The sequence below is a fragment of the Natrinema soli genome, assembly GCF_028618695.1.
Map to the genome: position 1 here is coordinate 1 of NZ_JAQIVI010000837.1, position 2,788 is coordinate 2,788.

Below are 2,788 nucleotides of genomic sequence, written 5' to 3' on the forward strand. Positions count from 1 at the left end.
CGCGACGGTCTCGACGCCGAGTTCGCCTAGGTACTTCGAGACGTTGATCCCCTTGCCGCCCGCGTCGTAGCGGTGCTCGTCGGAGCGGGCGACGGCCCCGTCGGTCAGCGGTTCGGAGAGTTCGACCGTGTAGTCGACCGCGGGGTTGAGCGTCACGCTAGCGATCATCCGGCACCTCCACGCCGACGGTCACGTCGGCCGCCGTGCAGGCCTCCGCGACCTCGCCGGTCGGCTCGGCGTCGGTCACCAGCACGTCCACGTCGGAGAGCGTCGCGAACTCGACGAAGCTTCGCTCGCCGAACTTGGTCTCGTCGGTGACGAGAACGACCCGCTCGGCGCGCTCGACCATCAGCTCCTTCATCCGCGCCTCGTCCTCGTTCGGCGTCGTCAGGCTCCCGTCGCCGGTTATCCCGTTCGTTCCCAGAAAGAGCAGGTCGAAGTTCGTCCGGTCCATGAACGCCTCCGCGCTCGGACCGACGAGCGCCCGCGTGCGGTGGCGCAGCGTGCCGCCGGTGAGTTTGACGTCGTCGGCGTTCTTCCCGAGTTCGAGCGCCAGCAGCGGCGAGTTCGTCACTGGAATGAACGCCGTGTCAGCCGGCGATCGCTTCGCGATCTGCATCGTCGTCGTCCCCGAATCGAAGAAGACGACCTGTCCGTCGTGGATCTCGGTCGCGGCGCGCTCGCCGATCGCGGCCTTCGCCTCGAGGTTCTGGACTTCCTTCTGGACGTACGTCTCCTCGCGTCCGACCGCCGTCACCGGGACGGCACCGCCGTGGGACCGCTCGACGAGACGTTCCTCCTCGAGATCGTCCAGGTCCCGACGGATCGTCGCCTTCGAGACGTCGAGTTCGGCGGACAGCTCCTCGACGGAGCAGCCGTCCCGATCCGACACGAGTTCGACGATCGTCCGTTTGCGCTGTTCGGGTAACATGTCACTGGAAGGGCGTTGAACCCATCTGCGTCCTGCACGGTTTTATTTGTTTATGCTGCAATAACAGTTCGTTTCTGCACGAAATATCTCGATTCAACTCGAAAATAGAAACTCGGATCGCTTTCGGCCTCGAGACGCGACCGATAGCTCGATCTAGCGGTCGGAACATCCCAGCTCGACACGGTTTCGAACGACTAATTCGGTTTCGAGTAAGATCGTGTCGGTCTCTGATCGAATCTGCTCGATCTGCTGTCGAGACGATCGGATCCGTCCGCGTCGCCGCTACAGTCGCTCGCCGATTGCCTCGGTCACGTCCTCGGTCGACGCGTCGCCGCCCAGATCCGGCGTCCGCGGGCCGTTCTCGAGCGTGTCCTCGACGGCCTCGTGAACGGCGTCGCTCTCCTCGTCGTAGCCGAGGTACTCGAGCAGCATGGCGGCGGAGATGATCGTCGCGGCGGGGTTCGCGACTCCCTGTCCGGCGATGTCCGGTGCGGTACCGTGGACGGGTTCGAACAGCGCGCGGTCGGGGCCGATGTTGGCCGAGGGGAGCAGGCCGAGGCCGCCGACGAGACCGGCCGCGAGGTCCGAGAGCACGTCGCCCGCGAGGTTCGGGCAGACGACCACGTCGAACTGTTCGGGGTCGAGACAGACCCGCGTCGCGAAGGCATCCATCAACACCTGATCGGTCTCGACGCCGTTCTCGTCGGCGACCGATTTGACCGTGTCGCGGAAGAGACCGTCCGTCTCGCGCATGACGTTGGCCTTGTGGACGATCGAGAAGCCGTCGTGGTCGTCGCCGGCGACGTAGTCGCAGGCGAACTCGGCGAGCCGTTCGGAGGCGGACTCCGTGACGACTCGGGTGAGTGTGGAGACGTCCCGGGTCAGTCGATCCTCGTGACCCGCGTAGACGCCCTCGGTGTTCTCCCGGAGGAAGATCAGGTCCGTCTCGGGGCGGACGGCATCGATCCCCGGATACGCCTTCGCGGGTCGAACGTTGACGAACGAGTCGACCGCCGTCCGGAGCGGCAGGATGACGTCCGCGGCCGTCTCGCCGGCCGCACCGAACAGCGTCGCGTCCGCCGACGCCGCGAGGTCGTAGGTCTCCTGGGGCAGCGCCTCGCCCGTTTCCTCCTTTACCGCGTCGCCCGCATCGGCTTCGACGAACTCGAAGTCGATCGCGAGGGTCTCGAGGACCTCGACCGCGGCGGGTGTCACTTCCTGTCCGATTCCGTCGCCCGGGATGACGGCGATTTCGTGAGTCATGCCCGAACATCGACGTGGGGCCGAAAAGAGGGTATCGATACCGGGGCCCGGGACGCCACCGGAATCGGGACTCCGGACGCCGATCCCCGGCCCGACCGTTGTGCGTCCGACCCGCGGCTCGCGGAACAGCGACCGATCGGCCGCCGCCAGCACATCGGACCCCCGTCGAATCATCGTCTCTGAACCTTAAATAATGCCGACGGCGGGCGGTATCTCCCTGAATAGTGTCAACACTACCCAATATGCCATGAATATTTATTAAGAACCTTGTAAATAATCGCAGTTGAACTATGAGGAGAGAAGATCGTTCTCGTTCGGATCCGCGAATTACCCGACGAACCGCACTGAAAACCGGCGCCCTGATCTCGACCGGCCTGTTCCTCGGGACGGTCAGTGCGGGCATTGGCGCGGCCGGTGAGGACGACCCGCCATCGATCGTCGGGGAGATGACGCTCGAGGAGAAAGTGAGTCGGACCCACGGCGCCGACGGCGGCCCGGAGGGGATCGCCGGCTATCTGCAGGGCGTCGAACGGCTGGACGTCCCGGGAATGGGGATGGCGGACTCGCCGGCCGGGGTCGTCGCCGCCGACCCCG

Annotated in this window: 3 protein-coding genes and 1 pseudogene; 1 reads left to right on the plus strand and 3 read right to left on the minus strand. The window is 65.5% G+C overall.

Annotated features, from left to right (window positions below; genetic code table 11):
• The 3 genes and pseudogenes from PGX04_RS34935 to leuB all read right to left on the minus strand — a co-directional run.
• Positions 1-168 (minus strand): annotated as a pseudogene (locus tag PGX04_RS34935) (1-phosphofructokinase); the annotation flags it as partial.
• Positions 158-931: an HTH-type transcriptional regulator GlpR gene (gene glpR, locus PGX04_RS33740; protein ID WP_273742458.1), complete on the minus strand. Its 774-nt coding sequence runs from the start codon at positions 929-931 to the stop codon at positions 158-160. The pseudogene PGX04_RS34935 and the gene glpR, both read right to left, overlap by 11 nt.
• A gap of 282 nt (positions 932-1,213) precedes the next feature.
• Positions 1,214-2,194, minus strand: coding sequence for a 3-isopropylmalate dehydrogenase (gene leuB / locus PGX04_RS33745; protein WP_273742459.1), 981 nt, complete (start codon positions 2,192-2,194; stop codon positions 1,214-1,216).
• 290 nt (positions 2,195-2,484) lie between these two features.
• On the opposite strand from leuB, the gene PGX04_RS33750 reads away from it, so the two are divergent.
• Positions 2,485-2,788 (plus strand): hypothetical protein (locus PGX04_RS33750; RefSeq protein WP_377043935.1); only part of this gene is annotated, 304 nt, incomplete at its 3' end.